20 protein-coding genes are annotated in these 24,444 nt (G+C 68.1%); 16 read left to right on the top strand and 4 right to left on the bottom strand.

Annotation, left to right across the window (positions count from 1 at the left end; all coding sequences use genetic code 11):
- Nucleotides 1-55 precede the first annotated feature (55 nt).
- From AB0J95_RS48575 to AB0J95_RS48620, 10 genes are all read left to right on the top strand, one after another.
- Nucleotides 56-1,615: an ABC transporter substrate-binding protein gene (locus tag AB0J95_RS48575; protein ID WP_364773303.1), complete on the top strand. Its 1,560-nt coding sequence runs from the start codon at nt 56-58 to the stop codon at nt 1,613-1,615.
- A complete protein-coding gene (locus tag AB0J95_RS48580; RefSeq protein ID WP_364773305.1) occupies nt 1,596-2,576 on the top strand; it encodes an ABC transporter permease in 981 nt (326 codons plus the stop codon). Before AB0J95_RS48575 ends, AB0J95_RS48580 begins: the two co-directional genes overlap by 20 nt.
- A complete protein-coding gene (locus tag AB0J95_RS48585; RefSeq protein ID WP_364773307.1) occupies nt 2,573-3,427 on the top strand; it encodes an ABC transporter permease in 855 nt (284 codons plus the stop codon). Before AB0J95_RS48580 ends, AB0J95_RS48585 begins: the two co-directional genes overlap by 4 nt.
- On the top strand, nt 3,424-5,196 hold the full coding sequence (locus AB0J95_RS48590; RefSeq protein ID WP_364773309.1) for an ABC transporter ATP-binding protein: 1,773 nt from the start codon (nt 3,424-3,426) through the stop codon (nt 5,194-5,196). The genes AB0J95_RS48585 and AB0J95_RS48590 overlap by 4 nt, the downstream gene beginning before the upstream one ends.
- Complete coding sequence (locus AB0J95_RS48595; protein ID WP_364773311.1) at nt 5,193-5,684, top strand: thioesterase family protein; 492 nt, start codon at nt 5,193-5,195, stop codon at nt 5,682-5,684. Before AB0J95_RS48590 ends, AB0J95_RS48595 begins: the two co-directional genes overlap by 4 nt.
- Nucleotides 5,669-6,799, top strand: coding sequence for an acyl-CoA dehydrogenase family protein (locus AB0J95_RS48600; protein ID WP_364773313.1), 1,131 nt, complete (start codon nt 5,669-5,671; stop codon nt 6,797-6,799). The genes AB0J95_RS48595 and AB0J95_RS48600 overlap by 16 nt, the downstream gene beginning before the upstream one ends.
- Nucleotides 6,796-8,730 carry an acetate--CoA ligase family protein gene (locus tag AB0J95_RS48605; RefSeq protein WP_364773314.1) on the top strand — a complete coding sequence of 645 codons (1,935 nt, stop codon included), beginning with the start codon at nt 6,796-6,798 and terminating at the stop codon, nt 8,728-8,730. The genes AB0J95_RS48600 and AB0J95_RS48605 overlap by 4 nt, the downstream gene beginning before the upstream one ends.
- Nucleotides 8,727-9,485: an enoyl-CoA hydratase-related protein gene (locus AB0J95_RS48610; RefSeq protein WP_364773315.1), complete on the top strand. Its 759-nt coding sequence runs from the start codon at nt 8,727-8,729 to the stop codon at nt 9,483-9,485. The genes AB0J95_RS48605 and AB0J95_RS48610 overlap by 4 nt, the downstream gene beginning before the upstream one ends.
- A 116-nt stretch (nt 9,486-9,601) precedes the next feature.
- Complete coding sequence (gene metH, locus AB0J95_RS48615) at nt 9,602-13,198, top strand: methionine synthase (RefSeq protein ID WP_364773317.1); 3,597 nt, start codon at nt 9,602-9,604, stop codon at nt 13,196-13,198.
- Between the two features lie 99 nt (nt 13,199-13,297).
- Entirely contained in the window at nt 13,298-13,975 is a 678-nt protein-coding gene (locus tag AB0J95_RS48620) for a class I SAM-dependent methyltransferase (RefSeq protein ID WP_364773319.1), read from the top strand.
- Here AB0J95_RS48620 and AB0J95_RS48625 read toward each other — a convergent pair.
- On the bottom strand, nt 13,966-14,892 hold the full coding sequence (locus AB0J95_RS48625) for a WYL domain-containing protein (protein WP_364773321.1): 927 nt from the start codon (nt 14,890-14,892) through the stop codon (nt 13,966-13,968). The two genes, AB0J95_RS48620 and AB0J95_RS48625, sit on opposite strands and share 10 nt — an antisense overlap.
- 25 nt (nt 14,893-14,917) lie before the next feature.
- Nucleotides 14,918-15,499 carry a PadR family transcriptional regulator gene (locus AB0J95_RS48630; RefSeq protein ID WP_364773323.1) on the bottom strand — a complete coding sequence of 194 codons (582 nt, stop codon included), beginning with the start codon at nt 15,497-15,499 and terminating at the stop codon, nt 14,918-14,920.
- A gap of 47 nt (nt 15,500-15,546) precedes the next feature.
- Here AB0J95_RS48630 and AB0J95_RS48635 point away from each other — a divergent pair, with 47 nt between their 5' ends.
- The 6 genes from AB0J95_RS48635 to AB0J95_RS48660 all read left to right on the top strand — a co-directional run bounded on the left by AB0J95_RS48635 (nt 15,547) and on the right by AB0J95_RS48660 (nt 22,631).
- The gene (locus AB0J95_RS48635; RefSeq protein WP_364773324.1) at nt 15,547-16,161 is read left to right on the top strand and encodes a VC0807 family protein; all 615 of its coding nucleotides are present in this window, start codon (nt 15,547-15,549) and stop codon (nt 16,159-16,161) included.
- A 21-nt stretch (nt 16,162-16,182) separates the two neighbouring features.
- A complete protein-coding gene (locus AB0J95_RS48640; RefSeq protein ID WP_364773325.1) occupies nt 16,183-17,031 on the top strand; it encodes a PmoA family protein in 849 nt (282 codons plus the stop codon).
- A 71-nt stretch (nt 17,032-17,102) separates the two neighbouring features.
- Nucleotides 17,103-17,915, top strand: coding sequence for an NAD-dependent epimerase/dehydratase family protein (locus AB0J95_RS48645; RefSeq protein WP_364773327.1), 813 nt, complete (start codon nt 17,103-17,105; stop codon nt 17,913-17,915).
- Between the two features lie 98 nt (nt 17,916-18,013).
- Nucleotides 18,014-19,630 (top strand): 2,3-epoxybenzoyl-CoA dihydrolase, encoded by a 1,617-nt coding sequence (gene boxC, locus AB0J95_RS48650; RefSeq protein ID WP_364773329.1) that lies wholly within the window; start codon nt 18,014-18,016, stop codon nt 19,628-19,630.
- 5 nt (nt 19,631-19,635) lie between these two features.
- Nucleotides 19,636-21,057 carry a benzoyl-CoA 2,3-epoxidase subunit BoxB gene (boxB, locus tag AB0J95_RS48655; protein WP_364773404.1) on the top strand — a complete coding sequence of 474 codons (1,422 nt, stop codon included), beginning with the start codon at nt 19,636-19,638 and terminating at the stop codon, nt 21,055-21,057.
- Between the two features lie 17 nt (nt 21,058-21,074).
- The gene (locus tag AB0J95_RS48660) at nt 21,075-22,631 is read left to right on the top strand and encodes a benzoate-CoA ligase family protein (protein WP_364773330.1); all 1,557 of its coding nucleotides are present in this window, start codon (nt 21,075-21,077) and stop codon (nt 22,629-22,631) included.
- Nucleotides 22,632-22,724: 93 nt separating this feature from the next.
- On the opposite strand, the gene AB0J95_RS48665 is transcribed toward AB0J95_RS48660, so the two are convergent.
- The gene (locus tag AB0J95_RS48665; RefSeq protein ID WP_364773332.1) at nt 22,725-23,744 is read right to left on the bottom strand and encodes an LCP family protein; all 1,020 of its coding nucleotides are present in this window, start codon (nt 23,742-23,744) and stop codon (nt 22,725-22,727) included.
- Nucleotides 23,741-24,238, bottom strand: coding sequence for a SigE family RNA polymerase sigma factor (locus AB0J95_RS48670; RefSeq protein ID WP_364773333.1), 498 nt, complete (start codon nt 24,236-24,238; stop codon nt 23,741-23,743). The genes AB0J95_RS48665 and AB0J95_RS48670 overlap by 4 nt, the downstream gene beginning before the upstream one ends.
- Between the last annotated feature and the right edge of the window lie 206 nt (nt 24,239-24,444).

Genomic DNA, 24,444 nt, shown 5'->3' on the forward strand with positions numbered 1-24,444 from the left:
TTCGAACGGTCATCGCGCCATTAGAGCACACGACTCGAAGGTGAGGCCTTTGACCATGACCGGTTTCCCCTTGACCCGCCGGGACTTACTGCGCCGCGGCGGACTGCTCGGCCTGGCGGTGACCGCCGGCGGGATGCTCACGGCGTGCGGCGGCGGTGACCCGGCACCGGCAGCGGCCGGTGGCAAGCCGGGCGGGGTGCTGCGCGTCGGCGCCACCGGCGGCGGGGCCAAGGACACCCTCGACCCGCACAACCCGGTGACCTATCCCGACCAGGCCCGCTGCCTCAACCTGTACGAGCCGTTGTTCACCCGCAACGCCAAGTACGAGATCGAGCCGCTGCTCGGCGAGTCGCTCACGCCCTCGGCCGACGCGAAGGTGTGGACGCTGAAGATCCGGTCCGGCCTGACCTTCCACAACGGCAAGACCGTCGACGCCGACGACGTGATCTTCTCGCTGCGCCGGATCCTCGACCCGAAGCAGCCCGGGATCGGCGCCACCGGCCTGGCGATGATCGACGGCGGCGCGCTCAAGCGGGTCGACGCCACCACGGTCGAGATCCCGCTGAAGTACGCCTACTCCGTGCTGGACGACCAGCTCGCCCAGTACATGATGGGTATCGTGCCGGTCGGCTTCGACCTCACCAAGCCGGTCGGCACCGGGCCGTTCGCCTTCAAGGACTTCGCCGCGGGCGGCCGGAGCACGTTCACCCGGTTCGACAACTACTGGCGGGACAAGGCGTTGCCGGACGAGCTGGTGATCATCGACTTCCCCGATGACACCGCCAAGGTCAACGCGCTGCTCAGTGGGCAGATCGACTGCCTGGACAACCTGCCCACCTCGCAAATGGATGTCGTCAAGGCGGCCGGGGCACAGGTGTTGATCTCCGAGACCGCCTCGTGGACGCCGTTCACCATGCGGGTCGACTCGGCGCCGTTCGACGATGTCCGGGTGCGCCAGGCGTTCCGGCTGATCGTGGACCGGCCGCAGATGGTCGCGCAGGCGCTCAACGGGCAGGGCCGGATCGGCAACGACATGTACGCGCCCTTCGACCCGGCCTACGCATCCGAACTGCCGCAACGACACCAGGACCTGGACCAGGCCAAGTCGCTGCTCAAGTCCGCGGGCCACGAGAGCATGACCGTCGAGCTGGTGACCTCCAGCGGCATCGGCTCGGGCGCGGTCGAGGCGGCGCAGCTGTTCGCCGAGCAGGCCAAGGGCGCCGGGGTGACCGTGCAGATCCGCAACACCGACTCGGCCACCTTCTACGGCAAGGACTACCTGAGCTGGCCGTTCGCCCAGGACTACTGGTTCACCCGCAGCTACCTGCCGCAGGTGGCCAACGGGTCACTGTCCACTTCGTCCTTCAACGAGACGCACTGGAACGACCCGGGGTTCGTCGACCTGATCGGCCGGGCCCAGCGCGAGCTGGACAAGGGCAAGCGCACGGACCTGCTGAAACAAGCCCAGAAGATCGAGTACGACACCGGCGGGCACATCATCTGGGGCTTCAAGAACCAGGTGGACGCCTACTCGGCCAAGGTCACCGGGTTCGTACCGGACCGCAACATGCCGTTGTCCTCCTACGGGTTCCGTAGTGTCTCGGTCAGCACCTGAGCCGGGCAGGGCCTGGACCAAGTGGCTGCTGCGTCGGCTCGGCCTCGCCGCGCTGACGCTGTGGCTGATCTCGATCGTGGTCTTCCTGGCCACCAACGCGCTCGGCGATCCGGCCCGGGCCATCCTGGGCCGGTCGGCCACCCCCGAGCGGCTGGCCGCCCTGCAGGCCAGGCTGCACATGGACCAGTCCATTGTGGAGCGTTACTTCTCCTGGCTGGGCGGGGTGTTCACCGGTGACCTCGGCGAGTCGCTGACCGGCGGCGGGTCGGTCGGCGCGCTGATCGGGCCGCGGATCGCCAACAGCGCGGTCCTGGTGCTCATCGCCGCGGTTGTGATCATCCCGGTGGCCGGGTTCCTGGCGATCGTGGCCGCCCGGCGGCACGGCAAGCGAACAGACAGCCTGATACAGGTGATCATGCTGGCCGTCGCGGCTCTTCCGGAGTTCGTGATCGGCATTCTGTTGGTGGCGTTGCTGTCGACCACCGTGTTCCGGATCCTGCCGTCGGTGTCGCTTTCGGCCGGCGGTCCACCTTGGACGAACGTTCAGGCCATGGTCCTGCCGGTGTTGACTCTTGTGCTGGCGGTGGTCCCTTATGTGAGCCGGATTCTGCGGGCGTCGCTGATCGAGGTGCTGGAGAGCGACTACGTGGAGATGGCCCGGCTCAAGGGGCTGCCTGAAGGCCTTGCCGTCCGCAGACACGCGCTCGCAAACGCTGTCGTGCCCGCGATCCAGGTGATGGCGTTGCAGCTGGCGTGGCTGGCCGGCGGGATCGTGGTGGTGGAGAACGTCTTCCAGTACCAGGGCATCGGCATGACCCTCGTCGACGCCGTGCGCAACCGTGACCTGCCGGTGGTGCAAGCGCTTGCGCTGCTGATCGCGGCGGTTTACGTGGTGGTGAACCTGATCGCGGACGTGCTGACCATCCTGGTCACGCCCCGGCTGAGGACGGCGGTGCGATGAACGGGTCCTGGAGCCGGGCTTTCCGGGTGTCGCTGCGGTACCCGCGCACGTGGGCGGGTCTCGTGCTGACCGGCGTGATCGCGGTGGTCGCGCTCCTCGGTCCTTTGCTGGCGCCGCACGGGCCGAACGACATCGTCGGCCGTCCGTACGCGAAACCCGGTGGCAAGGCGGCCTTCGGCACTGACTACTTGGGACAGGACGTGCTGAGCCGGTTGCTGGAAGGCGGGTTCTCGGTCCTGGTGACGGCGGTGCTGGCGACCGTGCTGGGCATGGTCGTCGGTGTGGTCGCTGGCCTGGTCGCCGGGTACGCCAAAGGATGGCTGGACGAGGTGATCATGCGGCTCACCGACGTCGTGCTGGCCTTCCCGCAGATCGTGCTGGCGCTGGTGTTGCTGACGGTCGCCGGGCCGCAGCAGTGGCTGATCATCGTCATCGTCGGGCTCTCGCACGCTCCTCGTGTTGCGCGGCTGACGCGAGGGATGACGACCACGTTGGCCACCAGGGAGTTCATCCAGTCCGCTGAGGCGATGGGCGAACCGCGCGGGCGGATCATGTTCGGTGAGCTGCTGCCCAACATGTCCGGACCACTGCTGGCCGAGCTGGGCCTGCGGCTGACGTACTCGATCGGGCTGGTCGCGTCGATCGGGTTCCTCGGGTTCGTCGCCGATCCGCGGGCGGCCGACTGGGGCATGATGATCAACGAGAACCGCCTGGCGCTGCTCGTGCAGCCCTGGGCGATCCTCGCGCCGGTGATCGCGATCGCGGTCCTGACGGTGGGCACGAACCTCGTCGCCGACGGGATCGCCGCAGCGGCGGCCAACGCCGACCAGAACGAGGAGGCGTCGGCATGACCACAGCGTCGTGTTCCGTTGCGGGCCTGAAGGTTCAGCTCGACCGCGCAGGACCGGATGTGGTCGACGAGATCAGCTTCGAGGTGTTTCCCGGCGAGATTCTCGCCCTGGTCGGCGAATCGGGCAGCGGGAAGACCACTGTGGGCACTGCGTTGCTGGCGCATGCCCGGCGTGGTGCGCGGATCGTGGCCGGGACGGTGGACATCGACGGCACCGAGCTGCTCGGCCAACCTGTTGCGGTGTCCCGGAAACGGCGTGGGTCGGTGGTCGCGTACGTGCCACAGGACCCGGCCGCGTCACTGAACCCGGTGCTGCGGGTGGGTTATCAGATCCGTGAGGTTCTGGACGTGCACGAGTCCGGGACGCCCGCGCAACGCGACGAACGGGTCCGCGAGGTGCTCGCGGAAGTCGCTCTGCCCAGTGACGAGGAGTTCCTGAGGCGGTATCCGCATCAGCTGTCCGGCGGGCAGGCTCAGCGGGTGGTGATCGCGATGGCCTTCGCGTTGCGGCCCAAGGTTCTCGTCCTCGACGAACCCACGACCGGCCTGGACGTGACCAACCAGGCGCACGTCCTGGAGACAGTGCGGGATCTCTGCCAACGGCACAAGGTCGCGGCCGTCTACGTCACCCACGACCTGGCTGTCGTCGGCGAGTTGGCGCATCGGGTGGCCGTGCTTTACGCGGGGCAGATCGTGGAGATCGGGACCAAGGAGGAGATCTTCGCAGCCCCGTCCCACCCGTACACCCGGGCATTGCTCGCGGCCGTGCCGAGCGTGACCGAACCCCGCGTGCTGACTGGGATCGCGGGCCATGCGCCGTCGCCCGGGCATCGGCCGTCGGGCTGCCGGTTCCACGATCGCTGCGAGTACCAGCAGTCCGAGTGCGCCGAGGTCGAGCCGCCGGTCATCGAGGTCAGCGGGTTGTTGTCCCGGTGTCTTCGGGCCGAACACGTGCGAGCACAGCCGAACGCCGTCCCGATGGCCGCGCCGGCGGCCGAATGCGATGCCACGGACACGGTTCTGGAAGTCGCGGGCCTGTCGGCGTCCTACGGCCGGGTCGAGATTCTGCACGACATTGACATCTCGGTGCCACGCAACGGTTGCGTGGCACTCGTGGGTGAGTCGGGGAGCGGCAAGTCGACGTTGTCCCGGTGTATCGGTGGCCTGCACGACGAATGGACTGGCTCGATCCTGTTCGAGGGCCAGCCGGTGCCCGCGGGCGCTCGCAAACGGACTCCCCAGCTGCGCAAGTCGATCCAGTACGTCTTCCAGAACCCTTACCTGGCCCTGAATCCGCGGATGACGGTCGGCGAGATCATCCGGCGGCCGGTGATCCTGTTCGGGCTGGCCAAGGGTGCCGACGCGGAGAAGCGGGTCCTCGAACTGCTCGACCAGGTCTCGTTGCCCCGTTCTGCCAAGGGATTGCTGCCCGTGAGGCTGTCCGGCGGGGAACGACAGCGGGTGGCGATCGCGCGAGCGCTGGCGTGCGAGCCGGAAGTGCTGATCTGCGACGAGGTGACGTCGGCGCTGGACGTGTCCGTGCAGGCGTCGATCATCGCGTTGCTGGACGACCTGCGGCAGACCCGCGGCCTGTCCATGCTTTTCGTGACCCACAACCTGGCGCTGGTCCGGTCGATCGCCACGAGGACGGTCGTTCTCGAGGACGGCCGGATCGTCGAGGACGGCCCGACCGAACGGGTGCTGGACACGCCGGAAGCCGACTACACCAAGACGTTGCTGGCGAACACCCCGCGAATGGCCACGGGATGACCGGCCCGCTGCGGTTGTATGAGACGGTCGTCCCGGACGACTGGTTGGACTACAACGGTCATGTCAGCGAGTTCCGGTACCTGCAGGCGTTCGGCGACAACTCGGACGCCTTCTTCCGGCACGTCGGTATCGACGAGTCCTACCGGGACAGTGGCCGCTCGTTGTACACAGTGGAGACTCACCAGCACAACATCCGCGAGATCGGCGCGGGCGCCGAGCTGGCCTTCACCCTCCGTGTGCTGGACGTGGACACCAAGCGGCTGCACATCTTCCACGAGATGTACTGCGACGAGGACCTGCTGGCCACTGCCGAGCAGATGCTGTTGCATGTGGACATGGGTGCGGGCCGGGTCACGGCGATGCCGCCCTGGCTGCACGAACGGCTCTCGGCCCTGCACGCCGAGCACGCCGTACTCCCGAAGCCGGTGCGGACCGGCAGTGTGATCGGTATTCGCCGCCAGCGGGAGGCCCGATGCGGTTCGACCTGACAGCCGAGCAAGCTCTCATCGCCGACACGGTCCGGGACTTCGCCGAGACCGAACTGTACCCGCACGAGGACCTGGTGGAGCGCCTCGACGAGGTGCCACCCGAGCTGGCGCGGGATATCCGCGCCAAGGCGTTGGCCGCGGGCCTGTACGCCCCGAACATGCCCGCTGAACTCGGCGGTGGCGGCCTGGATGCCGTTGGCGTGACGCTGGTCGAGCGTGAGCTGGGGCGGGCCGGGTATGCGCTGCAGATGCTCGTGGCCCGGCCGAGCAACATTCTCCTGGCCTGCCAAGGCGATCAGATCGACACGTACCTGCTGCCCGCGATCCGGGGCGAGCGGCACGACTGCCTGGCGATGACCGAGCCGGGCGCCGGCTCCGATGTGCGATCCATGCGCACGCGGGCCGAGCGGCAGGGCGGCGAGTACGTCATCAACGGCACCAAGCACTTCATCAGCCACGCCGACCTGGCCGACTTCGTGATCCTGTTCGCGCGGGCCGATGCCGGGATCTCGTGCTTTCTCGTCGACACGAACGCGCCAGGGCTGACTGTCCGAAGAGGATCGCAGTGCGTGTCCCATCGCGGGTACCACCAGTGCGAGCTGATCTTCGAGGGCTGCCGGATCCCCGCCAAGCAACTCCTTGGGGTGGAAGGACGCGGCTTCGAGCTGATGGGGGAGTGGCTGGGGGCCAGCAGGTTGACGGTCGCCGCGGCGAGTGTGGGCCGGGCGAGGCGGGTACTGGACATGGCGATCGCGTGGGCGGCTACCCGCAAACAGTTCGGCCGGACCATCGGCAGCTTCCAGGGTGTGAGCTTTGCGTTGGCGGACTTGGTGTGTGAGCTGGAGGCGGCCGAGCTGCTGACCCTGCGGGCGGCCTGGAAACAGGACAACGGCGGCATGACCGACCAGGACGCGGCCATGGCCAAGCTGTTCGCCTCCGAGGCGCTCGGCCGGATCACCGACCAGGCCGTGCAGGTGTTCGGCGGGATGGGTCTGATGGCCGAGCTCCCGGTGGAGCGGTTCTGGCGGGACGCCAGGGTGGAGCGGATCTGGGACGGCACCAGTGAGATCCAGCGGCACATCATCGCGCGTTCGCTGCTGCGGGCGGTCTCGTGAAAAGGCTGCTCTCGCCCCGGCACATCGCCGTCGTCGGCGGCGCCCACGCCAAGGAGGTCATCCGGCAGAGCCGTGCCCTCGGCTACCGCGGTGAGATCTGGCTCGTGCATCCCCGGCTCGGCTTCCCGGACGTGGATTCCTTACCCGAACCACCGGACGCCAGCTTCATCGCGGTCAACCGTGAGTCCACTGTAGACGTGGTTGGTCAGCTGGCGGCGAGAGGCGCTGGGGGAGCGGTCTGCTACGCGTCGGGGTTCGCCGAGACCGGGGCGAAGGCGTTGCAGCAACGGCTGGTCGACGCGGCCGGCGGCATGCCCCTGATCGGCCCGAACTGCTACGGCCTGCTCAACTACCTCGACGGCGCCGCGCTGTGGCCGGACCAGCAGGGCGGCCGGCGGGTTGAGCGAGGCGTCGCCATCATCACGCAGAGCGGGAACATCGCGGTCAACCTGACCATGCAGCGCCGCAGCCTCCCGATCGGCTGCGTGATCGCGGTGGGCAACATGGCCGGGGTCACCGTCCCGGAGCTGATCACCGAGCTGGTCACGGACCCTCGGATCACCGCGATCGGCCTGCACATCGAGGGTCTCGACGACATCGAAGCCTTCGCCCGGGCCGCGATCGTGTCGAAAACCCGCGGAACTCCGCTCGTGGTGCTGAAATCCGGCACGTCCGAGCAGGGCGCGAGGATCACCGTCAGCCACACCAGCTCGCTCGCCGGCCCGGACATCGCCTACGACGCCCTGTTCCGCCGGCTCGGCATCGCGCGCGTCCGGGACGTGCCCAGGTTCGTCGAGACGCTGAAGTTCCTGCACGTCCACGGCCCGCTGCCGGGCAAGAGGGTCACCTCGGCGAGCTGCTCCGGCGGCGAGGCGGCGCTGGTCGCGGACCTGGCTCAGGACCGTGGCCTGGACCTCGCACCCCTCTCTAACACTGTTAGAGAGGCGCTGACCGTCGTCCTCGGCGACAAGGTGGCCATCAGCAACCCGCTCGACTACCACACCTATATCTGGGGCGACCGGACCGCACAGACCCAGTGCTTCGCGGCGCTGCGGGAAACCGATGTCCAACTGCTCATGCTCGATTTCCCCCGTGACGATCGGTGTCAGAGTGACGAGTGGGGCACCACGCTGGACGCTTTCATTGACGCCAAGCCAACAAGAGGCTGCGTGGTCAGCCTGCTCCCGGAGAACCTCCCGGAGTCCCTCGGCGAGCGGCTCATCGCCCACGGAATCGCCCCCATGCAGGGGCTTCCCGAGTGCCTGGACGCCATCGCGGCGAGCGTCGACCGCGAAGCCCGGCCGATCGCGCCGGTGATCCCGGTCGGCAGCGCCCAGCTGCTCGACGAGTGGCAGAGCAAGGAGGCCCTGGCAGGCCACGGTGTTCCGGTGCCGGACGGCCGGCGGACCCGGGATCCCGTTCAAGCGGCCGAAGAACTCGGTTGTCCGGTGGTGGTCAAGGCGCTCGGCGTCGCCCACAAGTCCGAGCTGAACGCGGTCCGCCTCGGCCTGGAAAACGCGAAAGCCGTGGTAGTGGCCGTGCAGGACATGCCCTACGAGGAGTTCCTGGTCGAGCGCATGGTCCCCGGCGCGGTGGCGGAGTTGATCGTCGGCGTCCGGCACGACCCCCAGTTCGGCCACCTGCTCACGATCGGCGCCGGTGGCGTGCTGGTGGAGTTGTTGCGCGACACGGCCACGCTGTTGTTTCCCGTTGATCGGGACGAGGTCCGGGAAGCCTTGACGTCGTTGAAGATCTGGCCGTTGCTCACCGGTTTTCGAGGCCGGGAGCCTGGTGATGTCGACGCGGTTCTCGAGGCCGTCCTCGCAATCGCCGCGTATGCGCAGGCGGACGCGGTCGCCGAGCTGGATGTGAACCCCCTTGTGGTGTGCCCCAAAGGAGTTGTCGCGGTGGACGCGTTGATCCGGCGATGACCGCCGTGCGGACCGACGTCGACGGAAAGACCCTGGTCATCACCCTGGACCGGCCCAAAGTGAACGCGATCGACGTAGCCACCAGCCACGAGCTGTACGCCGCCTTCGACCGGCTGCAGCAGGATCGGGCGTTGCGGGTCGCCATCATCACCGGATCGGGCGAATTCTTCTCGGCCGGCTGGGACCTCAAGGCGGGCGAAGCGGTCGACGCCGACCACGGCCCGGGTGGCTTCGCCGGGCTGACCGAGTTGTTCACCCTCGACAAACCGGTCATCGCGGCCGTGAACGGTCCCGCACTGGGCGGCGGGTTCGAGCTGGCCCTCGCCGCCGACCTGATTGTGGCCGGTCCACAAGCCCGGTTCGCCCTGCCGGAGGCCACCCTCGGGCTCGTGCCGGACTCCGGCGGGGTGCTGCGGCTGCCGAAACGGCTGCCCCGGGCGATCGCCATGGAGCTGCTGCTCACCGGCCGCCGGATGTCCGCCGAAGAGGCGCTGGCGTGGGGTTTGGTGAACCGGGTGGACGCGGATCCGGTCGCCGCAGCCCTGGCGCTGGCCCGCATGACCGAGGCTTCGGCACCGCTTGCCATCTCGGCCATCAAGGAGATCATCTCAACATGTGAGACGGAATCGGTGGCCGACGGCTACCGGATTTTTCGGCGTTTACCGCGCTATCAGGCCGTTTTGGCGTCCGACGACGCGGTCGAGGGACCCCGGGCGTTCGGCGAGAGGCGTCCACCTGTGTGGCTCGGATCGTGATCGGGTCTTCCGCTATCCTTGGGTGCGGTCGAGAGGCGCTGCAACGGGCCGCCAAGCCCGCCACGCTCGGCCCATTCCACCACCGAAGGGCGCCTCCTGGACAACGGGAGGATGCCATGGTGAATACCCTGCGAGAACTGCTGGACCAGCGGATCGTCGTGCTCGACGGTGCGTGGGGCACGATGCTGCAGGGTGCCAGGCTCACTCCCGAGGACTACCGGGGCGACCTGATCGCCGACCACACCCACGACGTGACCGGCGACCCGGACCTGCTCAACCTGACCCGCCCGGACGTCATCCTCGACGTGCACCGCCAGTACCTGGCCGCCGGCGCGGACATCACCACGACGAACACCTTCACCGCCACCAGCATCGGCCAGGCCGACTACGGCCTGCAGCGCCTGGTGCGCGAGATGAACGTGCAGGGCGCGAAGATCGCCCGCCAGGCCGCCGACGAGGCGGGCGGCCGGTTCGTCGCCGGGTCGATCGGCCCGCTGAACGTCACCCTGTCGCTGTCGCCGAAGGTCGAGGACCCGGCGTTCCGCGCGGTGACGTTCGACCAGGTCAAGGCCGCCTACGCGGAGCAGATCGCGGCGCTCGCCGAGGGCGGCGTGGACCTGCTGCTGATCGAGACCATCTTCGACACGCTGAACTGCAAGGCCGCCATCGCCGCCGCCCGCGAGGTCGCGCCGCAGCTGCCGCTGTGGATCTCGGTCACCATCGTCGACCTGAGCGGCCGCACGCTGTCCGGGCAGACCGTCGAGGCGTTCTGGAGCTCGATCGAGCACGCCAAGCCGCTGATGGTCGGCGTGAACTGCTCGCTCGGCGCCGCCGAGATGCGCCCGCACGTCGCCGAGTTGTCCCGCCTAGCGGACACGTACGTGGCCAGCCACCCGAACGCCGGTCTGCCGAACGCCTTCGGTGGCTACGACGAGACCCCCGAGCAGACGGCCGCGCTGCTGGGCGAGTTCGCCGACTCCGGCATGGTGAACGTCGTCGGCGGCTGTTGCGGCACCACCCCCGCGCACATCGCCAAGATCGCCGAGACCGTGCGCGGCAAGGCGCCGCGCGAGCTGGCCTCGCCGCGGCACACCACCCGGTTCAGCGGCCTGGAGCCGTTCGGCATCGGTGAGGACACCGGGTTCGTGATGATCGGTGAGCGCACCAACGTCACCGGCTCGGCCAAGTTCCGCAAGCTGATCGAGGGCGACGACCACCAGGCCGCCGTCGACGTGGCGCTGGACCAGGTCCGCGGCGGTGCGAACCTGCTGGACGTCAACATGGACGCCGACCTGCTGGACAGCGAGCAGGCGATGACCACGTTCCTCAACCTGATCGCGACCGAGCCGGAGGTGGCCCGGATCCCGATCATGGTGGACAGTTCCAAGTGGACGGTCCTGGAGGCCGGGCTCAAGTGCGTGCAGGGCAAGGGCGTGGTCAACTCGATCAGCCTCAAGGAGGGCGAGGAGCCGTTCCTCGAGCACGCCCGCAAGATCCGTGACTACGGCGCCGGTGTCGTGGTGATGGCGTTCGACGAGCAGGGCCAGGCCGACACCACCGAGCGCAAGGTCGAGATCTGCGCCCGTGCCTACGACCTGCTGACCCAGAAGGCCGGTTTCCCGGCCGAGGACATCATTTTCGACCCGAACGTGCTCGCTGTGGCCACCGGTATCGCCGAGCACAACGGGTACGCCAAGGCGTTCATCGACGCGTTGCCGCAGATCAAGCAGCGCTGCCCGGGCGTGCGGATCAGCGGCGGTATCTCGAACCTGTCGTTCTCCTTCCGCGGCAACAACGTCGTGCGCGAGGCGATGCACTCGGCGTTCCTGTTCCACGCCGTCAAGGCCGGCCTGGACATGGGCATCGTGAACGCCGGTCAGCTCGCGGTGTACCAGGACATCCCGGCCGACCTGCTGGAGCTGGTCGAGGACGTGCTGTTCGACCGGCGGGAGGACGCCACCGACCGGCTGGTCGAGTTCGCCGAGACCGTTCGCGGGCAGGGAACCAAGCGGATCGTCGACCTGTCCTGGCGCGAGGGCACGGTTCGCGAGCGGCTCGCGCACGCTTTGGTGCACGGCATCGTCGACTACATCGAAGAGGACACCGAGGAAGCCCGCCAGGAGATGGCGCGTCCGCTCGAGGTGATCGAGGGACCGCTGATGGACGGCATGAAGATCGTCGGTGACCTGTTCGGCTCCGGCAAGATGTTCCTGCCGCAGGTGGTCAAGAGCGCGCGCGTGATGAAGCGGTCGGTCGCCTACCTCGAGCCGTTCATGGAGGAGGAGAAGGAGCAGGCCCGGCTGGAGGGCCGGGACACCGGGCGCGGCAACGGGAAGATCGTGCTCGCAACGGTCAAGGGCGACGTGCACGACATCGGCAAGAACATCGTGGGCGTTGTCTTGGGCTGCAACAACTACGAGGTGATCGACCTCGGCGTGATGGTGCCCGCGTCGGTCATCCTGGACACTGCGGTGGCCGAAGGTGCCGACGCCGTCGGGCTTTCCGGGCTGATCACGCCGTCGCTGGACGAGATGGTCAGTGTGGCGTCGGAGATGCAGCGGCGCGGGCTGAAGCTGCCGCTGCTGATCGGTGGCGCCACGACCTCCCGCCAGCACACCGCCGTGCGGATCGCGCCCGTCTACGACGAGACCACGGTGCACGTGCTCGACGCGTCCCGTGTGGTCGGTGTGGTGTCGGACCTGCTGGACCCGGACCGCGCCGAGGTGCTGCACAAGGAGAACATCGCCGAGCAGGAGCGGCTGCGCGAGCAGCACGCGAACCGGCACCAGAAGGCGCTGCTGACCATTGAGCAGGCTCGGGCGAACCGCGAGGTCGTGTCCTTCGCGGACATCCCGACGCCTGACTTCACCGGCCTGCGGGTCGTCCGTCCGTCGATCGCCGAGCTGCGCGAGATGATCGACTGGCAGTTCCTGTTCCTGGCCTGGGAGCTGAAGGGCAAGTTCCCGGCGATCCTGGACCAGCCGGTGGCCCGCGAGCTGTTCGACGACGCGAACGCGTTGCTGGACCAGATCATCGCCGACGGCTCGTTCCAGGCCGTTGGGGCGTATGGCTTCTGGCCCGCCCACTCCGAGGGTGACGACATCATCCTGGAGAACGGCGTGAAGTTCCCGATGCTGCGCCAGCAGACCGAGAAGCCGGAGAACCGCCCGAACCGCTGCCTCTCGGACTACATCGCGCCGGCCGGTGACCACCTCGGCGGGTTCGCCGTGGCGATCCACGGCGCCGAGCAGCTCGCGGCGTCCTACGAGGAGCGCAACGACGACTACAAGTCGATCATGGTCAAGGCCCTGGCCGACCGGCTCGCCGAGGCGTTCGCCGAGTACATCCACCTCAAGGCGCGGCGGGACTGGTTCGAGCCGGACGCCGACCCGAAGCTCGAGGACCTGCACGCCGAGCGGTTCCGCGGCATCCGGCCCGCGCTGGGCTACCCGGCCAGCCCGGACCACAGCCTCAAGCAGGACCTGTTCGAGCTGCTCGAGTCGGACAACCTCGGCATGGGCCTGACGTCGTCGTTCGCCATGACCCCGGCGGCCAGCGTGAGCGGCCTGATCTTCGCCCACCCCGCCTCGCGGTACTTCACCGTGGGCCGGCTGGGCAAGGACCAGATCGACGACTACACCGCCCGCCGCGGTCTTGACCTGGCCGAAGTCGAGCGCTGGCTGCGGCCCAACCTCGGCTACGACCCCGAGTAAGGGGGGTTATCCCCCAGCCGCGGGTGGGGGAGTTCTGGCTGTCGGCAAGGGAGTCTTCGCTGAGATCGTGACCTGGTTCCGATCTTGGAGGAGATTCCCTTGCACGCCAATGTTTCCCGGCTGGATGTCGAGGATGTCGTCGCGCTGTACTCGAAGTACCTGCCTGACCTGCTGAAGGTCCGCGCCGAGCAACGGAAGTTGTACGAGTCCGGGCTCAAGGCCCAGCTGGACGACATCGAGGCCGAGCTGACGTACCTGCGGTTGCGGGAGACGTGTCCCGCCACCGTCGTCGAGATGGGGTCGTTGTACGGGTGGTCGACGTCGTGGATTCTGCGGGCGTTGCGGGACAACGAGTTCGGGCAGCTGCACTCGTACGACATCACGGCCAACGCGTCCGTGCCCGCGGAGCTGGCCTCGCGGTGGAGTTTCGCGCAGGGAGATGTGCGGGAGGCGAGGCTTCCCGAGGACATCGGATACCTGTTCGTGGATGCCGCGCACACCGCTTCCTTTGCCCGGTGGTACCTGGAGGCGGTGTTCCCCGGGGTTTCCTGCCCGGTGAGCGTGCATGACGTGTTCCATGGGCGGCGGGCGCTGCCGTTGTCCGAAGGATCCGTTGTGCTGAAGTGGCTGGCGGACAAGCGGATCTCGTACTTCACCGCCTCGCGCAAGGCCGCTCCCGGGGTGTACGACCGGATCATGCGGCACCGCGCCAAGCTCGGGCTGGCCGAACCGATCCACAGTGGACACGACAACCCGATGATCTTCTTTCAGCTGTAGCGATCCACGAGTTCGCGGCCCAGGCGCGCCAGTTCGGCTTTGACCGGGCCGGAGTCGATCACTTCGACCAGCGCGCCCCAGCCGGCCAGGTGCTGGGCGATGCCGATCGGCAGATGCGCGGCGAGGCGAACCCGGGACCGGCCGTCGGGCAGGTCCGCCTCGACCTCGCAGTGCCGGCCGAACTGGTCGCGCAGAATCGGCACGAACCGGGTCTCGACCAGCACCCGCGTCTCCACAGTGGACCGGCGTTCTTCCATCTGCTGAACGACTTCGTCCCAGACCGCGGACAGGTCGAAGTCGCCCGGCCGGTCCGCGGGTTCGGCCGTGACCTCGACAGTGGCGATCCGGTCGACCCGGAAGGTGCGGCGGCCCTGGCCGGTTCCGGCGATCAGGTACCAGATGTCGTCCTTGTTCACGAGACCCCACGGGTCGATCACCCGCTCGCGACCGCTGTAGGTCAGCCGGACCTTGAGCCGCCGCACCACGGCGGTCTGCAGGGTCCGCACCGCGATGGGCGTCTGCTTGCTGTGCTCGCCCCAGCGCGACGGGTCGATGACCGTCGCCTCGGCCGCGGCTTGCGCGTCCGCGCGGAACGTCTGGGGCAACGCCTGCACCAGCTTGCGCAACGCCGCCTTCGCCTCGGGAGCCACCGCCGCCGCGGGCCCGACCAGCAGGAACAACGCCTGCGCCTCGGCTGCGGTCAGCCCGCTCAGATCCGTCCGTGCCCCACCGAGCAACTCCCACCCGCCGCCGCGCCCAGGCTGCGGGTACACCGGAATGCCCGCCGTCGAGAGCGCTTCGAGGTCGCGGCGGGCGGTGGCCACCGAGACCTCCAGCTCCGACGCCAGCTCAGCGGCCGTCACCCGCCCACGCGCCTGCATCAACAGGAGCGCCGCCACCAACCGATCCGCGCGCATACCCGAAGTTTCGCAGACAAAGTGCTCACCCCATGAGCACTTCCCAGGTCAGCGTGCCGGCCTTGATGTCCGCGACCACACCCCGCACCCAAGCCAGCTCCGCCTCGGTGACGGTCTTGAGGTACTCGTGTTCCAGCAGGTGCAGCCGGGGAACGCCGTACTCGATCGAGGCGGTGAGCACGGCCTGAGTCGCCGCGAGCGCCTGCTCCAAGGCTTCGACCCGGCGCTCGAATTGCTCCAGCGCGTCCCGCGGGCTGAGTAGGTGCAGGAACGACACCACCGCCGGGAACAGCGGAAACTCCCGCGCCGGAGCGGCGACGCTCTCACGTAGACCGGTCAGCAGGGCGTCCTTGCCGCTCGGCGTCAGCTCGTAAACCGTGCGCTCGGGATGGCGCGTGTCGCGTTCGACGGCACGGACACGGATCAGCTCGTCGCGGGCCAGCCGGTCGATCGCGGCATGCAGGCCGGACCGGTTGCGCACGTTGACCACCAGCTCAACGCCGCGTTCCTTCATCAGCTGCTGCATGCGGTAGGCGTGCATCGGCGCCTCGGCCAGCAGCGCGAGGACGGCGATCACGACCGGGGACAGCTGCCCGCGAGGTGCCATAGTATGTATCGTACTAGTACGTGACGTACTAAAGCCGAGGAGGGGACATGCGAACGGCTTTACTGGAGATCGCCCTCTCGATCGGCGGCTACTACCTCCTGCGTGCGTTCGGAGCCGGTGTGTTCTGGGCGCTCACCGCCCCGGCGATCGCGGTCGCCATCGTCGCGTTGACAGAAACTGTTCGCCGTCATCGCGTCGACATGATCGGGCTATTGGTGTTGTGCGAACTCGCCGCAACATTGACCCTCTCGCTGGTCACGCAGAGCGCGCTGGTAGCCGCCCTCCGCGAGCCGGTGTACGTGCTCATCGGCGGCGTTTTCTGCCTGGCCACGCTGCTGTTCCGGCGGCCGTTCAGCCACGTGAGCACCGCCGCGATCGCGACTTTCGGCGACTCCCGCCGCGCGGCGGCGTTCGACCACGCGTGGCGGGAGGTGCCGCGGTACCGGATGTGGCAGCGGCTGATCACGGCGTCGTTCGGTCTGATCATGGTCGCCACCGCGGTCATCCGCGCCGACATCCTGGCCACCGCCTCCGACCTTGCCCACGCGATCGACGTCTCCAACATTCTCGGCTTCGTCATGATCGGGGCGGTGGTCGTGGTCAGTGCGATCCTCATCCAGCCGGCCAGGAAGATCATCGAGGAACTGCTCGAACGAAGCTGACCCGCGTGGTAGAGAAGGAGGGTGGACCTCACGGACGACGGCCGCGCGGTGACGTTAACGGTTGGTGGCGTTGAGTTGTTCCGGTATGTGTACCGGCCGAGCCTGCCCGCGTTCGAGAGCCCGTGCCCGAGCTTCCATCCACTGAGGACACTCGACGGCGATGTGGTCACCGGGTTCCGGCCGCATGACCACCGGTGGCACAAGGGTCTGGCGATGACCGCTTCGCACCTGTCCGGCCAGAACTTCTGGGGCGGGGTGTCGTGGGTGCGCGAGTCCGGTTACCAGGTGTTGCCGAATGTGGGATCGCTGGCGCACCAAGGGTTCGACGGGCCGCTGACCGAGCGGGTCGACTGGATCACCGCGACCGGGGAACGCTGGATCGACGAGCGCCGGGAGATCGGCTACACGGTCGGCGACGACCACTGGATCCTGGCTTTCACGACATCGCTGAGCAACGTCCGCGGCCGGGCGCTGGAGTTCGGCAGTCCCACGGTGTTCGGCCGGGAGATGGCCGGGTACTGCGGGTTCTTCTGGCGCGGGCCGCGCTCGTTCACCGGCGGTTCGGTGCTCACCGAGGACGGGGACCTGATGGGCGGCAAGGGATCCTGGCTCGCGTTCGTGGGCGAGCACGACGAGGTCGACCGCCATTCAACCCTGCTGTTCCACGACGACCCCGCCAACCCCGTTCCGGACCGCCGCTGGTTCGTCCGCGCCGACCCGTACCCGGTCGTGAACCCCTCCCTCGCGTTCTTCGAACCCCTGACCCTCCCCGCCGGCGACACGCTGAACCTGCGCTACCGCGTGGTGATCGGGAACGGCCGATGGACCCGTGACCGCCTCACCGACCACATCCAGCGGCACCCGTTCTGATACCCGTAGGGCATCACAGGCGCTCGAACAGGTCTTGGACGTGGCGTGCTACCTGCGCACATGCTGGATGCATGAAGGTTTTCGTGACAGGTGGCACTGGTTACATCGGTCGTTCGGTCGTTCCGGCTCTGGTGCGCGCGGGGCATGAGGTCACCGCGCTGACCCGCAGCGACAAGAGCGCGGAGCTGGTCAAGGACCTCGGCGGGACCCCGGTCCGGGGCACGATCACCGGCACCGAGGTCCTGCGGGAGGCGGCGAAAGCCGCTGGGGCGGCGATTCACCTCGCGCAGGACTTCGACGGTGACACACCCGCGATCGACCGCGCCGCGGCGCAGGCGATGCAGCAGGGCGCCGAGGTCTACGTCCATAGTGGAGGGACGTGGGTGTACGGCGACACGGATGGGGTCGCCACCGAGAGTTCGCCGTACAACCCGCCGGGGATCGTGGCCTGGCGTCTGGACAACGAGAAGGAAGTCCGCGCCAGGGGCGGGGTTGTCGTTGTGCCCGGGCTGGTTTACGGGCGCGGCGAAGGTCTGATCGAGACGTTCTACGCCAGCAAGGACGTCGTCCCGTACATCGGCGACGGCGAGAACCACTGGGATCTCGTGCATGTCGATGACATCGCGGACCTGTACGTGCGGGCGCTCAACGCCGCCAAGGGCTCTGTCTACATTGGAGTCAACGAAGCGCGCCCCACCGCCCGTCAGGTCAGTGAGGTCTTGGCGAAGGGCAAGCAAACGCGGTCGATCACGATCGAAGAGGCCCGTCAGGAGATGGGTCCGATCGCGGACGCGTTCGCCCTCGACCAGCAGCTGTCGAGCGCCAAAGCCCGCGACGAACTTGGCTGGCGTCCGCGGCACACCGATCCCCTGAACGAGCTGTAGACCACCGGGAGTGGCCGGGTGTATGCCTGAGGGGGGAACAGGCCCACAAAGTTCTACACAAGCTTGACGTGTAGGTGTCATCGTGTAGAAAATGGAGTATGCCTCAGGTCACATTCGATCGGCATCCCGCCACCTACCGGCACTGGCGCCTGCGGGTGGACGGGCCGGTGGCGTGGCTGGAGATGACCGTCGACGAGCAGGGTGGCCTGGTCGAGGGCTACGAGCTCAAGCTCAACTCGTACGACCTCGGCGTGGACATCGAGCTCTACGACGCCGTGCAGCGGCTGCGGTTCGAGCACCCCGGCGTCAAGACCGTTGTCCTTACCAGCGCGAAGGACAACGTGTTCTGCGCCGGCGCGAACATCCGGATGCTGGCGGCGTCCTCGCACGAGTGGAAGGTGAACTTCTGCAAGTTCACCAACGAGACCCGCAACGGCATGGAGGACGCGACCGAGCACTCCGGCCAGACCTGGCTGGCCGCGGTGAACGGGTCCTGCGCGGGCGGCGGCTACGAGCTGGCCCTGGCCTGCGACACGATCATCCTGGTCGACGACAACTCCTCCACGGTCGCGTTGCCCGAGGTCCCGCTGCTCGGCGTGCTGCCCGGCACCGGCGGCCTGACCCGTGTCGTCGACAAACGCCGGGTGCGCAAGGACCGCGCGGACATCTTCGCCACCCGCAGCGACGGCATCAAAGGCAAGACCGCGGTCGAATGGCGGCTGGTCGACGAACTCGCCCCGCGCCGCGACTTCACCTCCTACGTGCACAAGCGCGCGACGGAAATGGCTGAGCGGAGCACACGTCCGGACGCCGAGGGCATCGAACTCACGCCCATGCAACGGGAAGTCACCGACGACGGCATCACTTACCGTTACGTGACCGCGAAGTACGACCGCCAGGCCCGCACTGTCGACGTCACCGTCAAGGGGCCGGACACAGAACAACCGGACGTGCACGCGGAAGGCGCGGATACCTGGCTGCTCGCCATGACCCGCGAGCTCGACGATCTGATCCTGCGCTTGCGCACCAATGAACCCGAGCTGGGTACCTGGGTGATCCGCACCGAAGGCGATCCCGGGAAGGTGCTGGCGCACGAGAACGCGATCGTCGGCCGGGAAGACTGGCTGTGCAACGAGATCACGCACTACTACAAGCGCACCCTCAAGCGCCTGGACGTCACCAGCCGCAGCCTGATCGCGCTGATCGAACCCGGCAGCTGCTTCGCCGGAGTACTCCTGGAACTGGCGCTCGCATGCGACCGGCAGTACCTGCTGGACGAGGACGGCGTGTCGATCACGTTGTCGCAGCACAACTTCGGCACGTTCCCGATGGGCAACGGACTGTCCAGAGCAGAGTCCCGGTTCTACGGCGAGACCGATCACCTGGACTGGCTGCGCAAGGAGGTCGACCGGCCGCTGCCCCCGGCCAAGGCCGACGAGCTGGGCCTGGTCACCGAGGCGCTGGACGACCTGGACTGGGACGACGAGGTGCGGCTGGCCGTCGAGGCGCGCGCCTCGCTGTCACCGGACGCGCTGACCGGGATGGAGGCCAACCACCGGTTCGTCGGCCCGGAAACGCTGGAGACCAAGATCTTCGGCCGGCTGACCGCCTGGCAGAACTGGATCTTCAACCGGCCCAACGCGTCCGGTGAGGACGGCGCGCTGAGGCGGTACGGCACCGGCCGCAAGGCCGCCTTCGACCGGAAGCGGGTGTGACACCTTTGCCGGAAAAGATCGACTACGACGCCAAGATCCCGAACAACGTCAACCTGGCCGGCGACCGGCGGCTGCAGCGGGCGCTGGAGGGCTGGCAGCCGAAGTTCATGAACTGGTGGGGCGAGATGGGCCCCACGCTGGAGACCCACGGCGTGTACCTGCGCACCGCGGTCAGCGTCGGCCGGGAGGGGTGGGCGCACTTCGACCACGTGCACGTCCCGGACTACCGGTGGGGGATCTTCCTCGCCGAGCGCGACCCGGGCCGGTCGATCGCGTTCGGTGAGCACAAGGGTGAACCGGCCTGGCAACAGGTTCCCGGCGAGTACCGGGCCGATCTGCAGCGGCTGATCGTGATCCAGGGCGACACCGAACCCGCTTCGGTGGAGCAGCAACGACTTCTGGGCCTGACCGCGCCAAGCCTTTACGACCTGCGCAACCTGTTCCAGGTCAACGTGGAGGAAGGCAGGCACCTCTGGGCGATGGTGTACCTGCTGCACGCCTACTTCGGCCGGGAGGGCCGCGAGGAGGCGGAGGCGCTGCTGTTCCGCAACTCCGGCAGCCCGGACGCGCCGCGCATCCTGGGTGCGTTCAACGAGGAGACCGCCGACTGGCTGGCCTTCTACATGTTCACCTACTTCACCGACCGGGACGGCAAGTACCAGCTCGGCACGTTGAAGGAGAGCGCCTTCGACCCGTTGTCGCGCACCTGCGAGTTCATGCTCAAGGAGGAGGCGCACCACATGTTCGTCGGCACCACCGGGGTGGACCGGGTGGTGACGCGCAGTGCCGAGCTGATCCGCGAGCACGACACGCTGGACATCGGCAAGCACGGCGGGATCCCGCTGGACATCATCCAGAAGTACATCAACTTCCACTACACGGTGTCGCTGGACCTGTTCGGCAGCGAGACCTCCACCAACGCGGCCAACTACTACACCGCCGGGCTCAAGGGCCGCTGGCAGGAGACCCGGCGCAAGGACGACCACCAGCTCGCCGACGGCTCCACGTTCTTCGAGCGGCCGAACACCGACGGCACCTGGAGCACCGACGAGGTGCAGACCCTGCTGGCGCTCAACCTCGACCTGCGTGGCGAGTACATAGCGGACTGCAACAGCGGGATCAAGCGGTGGAACAAGATCCTCAGCGAGGCCGAGATCTCGTATTCCTTCGCATTGCCGCACGTCGGTTTCAACCGTAATGTCGGGCTGCACGCCGGACACCACATCACCCCGGACGGCACGATCGTGGACGAGCAGACCTGGCAGGCGGCCAAGCACAAGTGGCTGCCGACGAGCGAAGACCTGACCTTCGTCCGGTCGCTGATGCACCCGGTCTACGAGCGCGGCAAGATCGCCAGCTGGGTCGCGCCGCCGACGCACGGCATCAACTCCAAGCCGTTCGACTACGAGTACGTGTATCTGACCTGAGCCGGACGGATCCCGCCATGACTGCCCCCACCACCACGGCTTTCAACGCAGCACAGTACTTAGTGGACAGACACGTCCAGTTGGGCGCCGGTGACCGGGTCGCGGTCGTCGCACCCAGCCGGACGCTCACGTACGCCGAGCTTGGCGACGAGGTCCAGACCATCGCCGCCGGGCTGCGCTCGCTCGGCGTGCGGCCCGAGGACCGGGTGCTGATGTGCATGACCGACGAGGTCGAGCTGTTCACCGCGATCCTCGCCTCGATGTGGCTCGGCGCGGTCGCGGTGCCGTGCTCGACCATGCTCACCGGTCCTGAGCTGCGCAAACTCGTGATCGACTCGCGGGCGCGGACGGTGCTGGGCTCGTCGGAGTACGCGCGGGCGATCACCATCGCCGTCGACGGGGCGCCCGACGTCGAGCACGTCGTCATGGCCGGGATGGAGCCCGAGCAGGCTCTGCCGTGGCGGGTCCTGACCCTGCACGGCCGGTTGAGCGAGCCCTACGCCACCTGGTCCGACTCGCCCGCGTTGTGGCTGTACACCTCCGGGACGACCGGCGAACCCAAGGCCGCCATGCACCGGCACCGCGATATCCAGGTCGTGGCCGAGACTTATGGCCAGCAGGTGCTCGGGATCCGGCCGGAGGACCGGTGTTTGTCCGTGGCCAAGCTGTTCTTCGCCTACGGGCTGGGGAACTCGATGTTCTTCCCGTTGTCCGTGAGCGCTTCGGCGGTGCTGGAGCCGAGCCGCCCGTCGGGTGACCTGATCGCGCGGCGGATCGCCGAACACCAGCCGACGTTGTTGTTCGGGATGCCCAGCTTCTGGGGCCCGGTGCTCGCGGGTGACCTGCCCGACGACACGTTCGCCGGTGTGCGCCTAGGTGTTTCGGCGGGGGAGGCGTTGCCGCCGCGGATGTGCCACGGCATGCGGGACCGGTTCGGCCTGGAGATCCTGGACGGCATCGGCTCCACCGAGCTGCTGCACATCTTCGTGTCCAACCGGCCCGGCCAGGTCCGGCCCGCATCCTCGGGGGTGCCGGTGCCCGGGTACGAAGTCGAGCTGCGGGACGAGTTCGGCGCGGTGATCGAGGGGCACGGTGTGTCCGGCGAGCTGTATGTGAAGGGCGAGTCCGCGGCGACCGGCTACTGGTGCCGCACGGACACCTCCCGCCGCGTGTTCCTGGGCGACTGGACCCGCACCGGCGACACATACGTGCGCAACGAGGACGGCACGTACACCAGCTTGGGCCGCACCGGAGACATGCTCAAGTCGGGCGGAATCTGGGTGACACCAAGCGAAGTGGAGAACCGCCTGCTGGAACACCCTTCCGTCGCGGAGGTCGCGGTGGTCGGCGTGCCCGACCAGGATGGTCTGGACAAGACGGTCGCCTGCGTCGTCCCGGTCGCGGGACACAAGGTCGACGAGGACGAGCTGATCCAGTGGTGCCGTGACGGGCTGGCGGCGTTCAAACGCCCCCGCATGGTCATCGAGCTGACCAGGTTGCCCCGCACCGCGACCGGCAAAGTCCGCCGCAACATCCTCCGCCAGATAGCCAGCGTGGACACCAGCCCGAGTTAGTGCTGTGGCCGGGTGGGTTGGCCGTCGAGTCGGTGAACCTATCCGGCCACAGCACTGGGGTCGCCCGGCCGCAGCCGGACGACCCCAGTGGCGTCAGTTGACGCAGCCGTCCCCAGGGGCACCTGGCTGAGCCGTGCCCGGCCGCTGGGCGAAGAAGTCGGTGACGAACTTCTTCACCGCGGCCGGGTCGACGCCGATCGCGTCCCCGTCGGCAGGGGTCTTCAGCGCCACGTTCTGGTACGGGATGGTGGCCGTGGTCAGGGTCGCTCCCGCGAGTCCGTTGGCGAACCGCAGCACGTCCCAGTTCGGGTCCACCCGCACGGCGCTCTGCACCAGCTCGACCGCCTTGCTGAGGTCGGTCCGCCCGGCCACCTTGGCCAGCAACGACGTCAGGAACGCCTGTGCGCGGGCGATCCGGTCGAGGTCGCCGTTGGGCAGGCCGTGCCGCTGCCGGAGGTACCCCAGGGCCTGCTCACCGTTGATGACCTGTTTCCCGGCGGGGAGGTCGACGCCGGCGTACGTGTCCTTCACCTTGTTGCGCAGGCAGACCTCCACGCCGCCGAGGGCGTTGACGACCTTGGGCAGGTCGGGCGTGTCGATGAACGCGTAGTGGTCGACGCGCGCGCCGGTGAGCTGCTCGACCGCGCCCACCAGCGCCTTCGTCCCGCCCTCGGTGCCGCCGTTGTTCATCGTGCCGCGTACGTATGCCGAGTTGAGCTTGTGGTGGCCGAAGCCGGGAATCTCCACAAAGGTGTCGCGCGGCAGCGAGACGGCGCGGAACGAACCCCCCGGGCCCCGGTGGATCAGGATCATGGTGTCGGTGTACGGGGCGCCGTGGTCGTCCGTTCCCACCAGCAGGATGTTCTCCTCGGCGGCTGGGACCGGCGCGGCCGAGGAGTTGGCCGCGGGAGCGGGCTGCTCGTCACGAGACGCGGTCAGCGGCACCACGACGGCCACAACCGCTGCGGCGACGGCGGTTCCGGCGACGGCCATCAGCATTCCGGTTCGCCGCCTCGGCTGCGTGTCCCGGAGACCGGCCAGCACGGTGCCGGGGTCGACGGCCTGGCTGGCCTCTTCCTCGATCGCCTGACGGATCAGGGTTTCCTCGTTCACAGCACCTCCATGACCCGGTCGGCCGTGCGCAACGTCTTGAGCGCACGGGAAATGTGGCTGCGGACGGTGGCCTCCGTGCAGCGCAACACGTCCGCGATCTCCGCGTCCGTGCAGTCCTCGTAGTAGCGCAGCACCAGGGCGGCGCGTTGTTTCCTTGGCAGTACGGCGATCCGGGCGCGCATGGCGTCGCGTTCGGCGTGCTGCACGGCCGGATCGTGCACCGGCGGGGTGAGCGTCTCCAGGGTCGCGCGGGAGGAGGCGATGTCCCGGGCCGCGCGGCGGCGGCGCCACGAGAGGTACTCGTTGGTCACCATCCGCTTGACGTACAGGTAGGGCGCGTCCATCGCCGCGATCTTGGGCCACCGGTGCTGGGCCCGGGCCAGCACCTCCTGCACGATGTCCTGGGCCAGATACCGGTCGCAGGTCATCGCGGTGGCGTACCGCAGGAGCCGATCGAGTCGCTCCGCGGCGAACTGCTCGAAGCCGTCCGGCACCGGCGCTCCTTCCGCTGTTGGGGTGTGCGACCGGGAAACTCCGGACACCCGGCAAATGTTGAACGGGCCAGCAGATCAATTTGTGACGTCTGTCACGACGGTTGTTCGACCGGCAACGCGCGTGACCTTGAACGCGTTGGCCAGGCCGTACGGACGTGGAATTCTGTTCGTGCAGTGGGCGTTTTTCACGAGGTCATCGCGACGAA

It is taken from the genome of Actinocrispum sp. NPDC049592, assembly GCF_040675465.1.
Classification (GTDB): domain Bacteria; phylum Actinomycetota; class Actinomycetes; order Mycobacteriales; family Pseudonocardiaceae; genus Kibdelosporangium.

Coding starts and splice junctions, on each gene's coding strand:
- AB0J95_RS48575 (WP_364773303.1), top strand. CDS start 56: ATGACCGGTTTCCCCTTGACCCGCCGGGACTTACTGCGCCGCGGCGGA.
- boxC (WP_364773329.1), top strand. CDS start 18,014: ATGCCTCAGGTCACATTCGATCGGCATCCCGCCACCTACCGGCACTGG.
- AB0J95_RS48660 (WP_364773330.1), top strand. CDS start 21,075: ATGACTGCCCCCACCACCACGGCTTTCAACGCAGCACAGTACTTAGTG.
- AB0J95_RS48590 (WP_364773309.1), top strand. CDS start 3,424: ATGACCACAGCGTCGTGTTCCGTTGCGGGCCTGAAGGTTCAGCTCGAC.
- AB0J95_RS48585 (WP_364773307.1), top strand. CDS start 2,573: ATGAACGGGTCCTGGAGCCGGGCTTTCCGGGTGTCGCTGCGGTACCCG.
- AB0J95_RS48630 (WP_364773323.1), bottom strand. CDS start 15,499: ATGGCACCTCGCGGGCAGCTGTCCCCGGTCGTGATCGCCGTCCTCGCG.
- AB0J95_RS48600 (WP_364773313.1), top strand. CDS start 5,669: ATGCGGTTCGACCTGACAGCCGAGCAAGCTCTCATCGCCGACACGGTC.
- AB0J95_RS48610 (WP_364773315.1), top strand. CDS start 8,727: ATGACCGCCGTGCGGACCGACGTCGACGGAAAGACCCTGGTCATCACC.
- AB0J95_RS48595 (WP_364773311.1), top strand. CDS start 5,193: ATGACCGGCCCGCTGCGGTTGTATGAGACGGTCGTCCCGGACGACTGG.
- metH (WP_364773317.1), top strand. CDS start 9,602: ATGGTGAATACCCTGCGAGAACTGCTGGACCAGCGGATCGTCGTGCTC.
- AB0J95_RS48635 (WP_364773324.1), top strand. CDS start 15,547: ATGCGAACGGCTTTACTGGAGATCGCCCTCTCGATCGGCGGCTACTAC.
- AB0J95_RS48625 (WP_364773321.1), bottom strand. CDS start 14,892: ATGCGCGCGGATCGGTTGGTGGCGGCGCTCCTGTTGATGCAGGCGCGT.
- AB0J95_RS48645 (WP_364773327.1), top strand. CDS start 17,103: ATGAAGGTTTTCGTGACAGGTGGCACTGGTTACATCGGTCGTTCGGTC.